This is a genomic window from Rhodococcus sp. RS1C4, assembly GCF_002258225.1.
Lineage (GTDB): Bacteria > Actinomycetota > Actinomycetes > Mycobacteriales > Mycobacteriaceae > Rhodococcoides > Rhodococcoides fascians_E.
This window is the reverse complement of the sequence record NZ_NOXZ01000058.1, coordinates 1-519: the sequence shown is the minus strand read 5'-3', so window position 1 is coordinate 519 and position 519 is coordinate 1. Positions and strand designations below refer to the sequence as shown.

Below are 519 nucleotides of genomic sequence, written 5' to 3'. Positions count from 1 at the left end.
CTTCATCGGCTCCTGGTGCCAAGGCATCCACCGTACGCTCTTCATTACTTACAACAAAGATGCTCGCGTCCACTGTGCAATTCTCAAACAACACACACACAACCCCGTACACGTCGACCTCAGACATCCCCAACCAAGGGAACCGATAGATACAACCGAAGTTGCCTGTATATGTCTTGCCTAGAAAGAAACACTCACGTGTTCTCTCAGGACCCAACAGTGCATCGATATATCTCCTGCCGGCGAAACATTCAAGCCTCACCGCTACGCAGTCAATGGTTGTCAGTGTTCCACCCGTGAGCACCGCCGGATGACGTATGCATCCGAAACGGTTTCTGTCTCACTCCCCCGTCACCTGTGTGACGGTCCGAGTAGAGAAGAGGCTCCTTAGAAAGGAGGTGATCCAGCCGCACCTTCCGGTACGGCTACCTTGTTACGACTTCGTCCCAATCGCCGATCCCACCTTCGACGGCTCCCTCCCACAAGGGGTTAGGCCACCGGCTTCGGGTGTTACCGACC

The 519-nt window shown here is 54.7% G+C and carries 1 rRNA gene; it reads right to left on the bottom strand.

The annotated features are described in order from the left end of the window. Nucleotides 1–391 precede the first annotated feature (391 nt). Nucleotides 392–519, bottom strand: a 16S ribosomal RNA gene (locus tag CH289_RS27735); the annotation flags it as partial.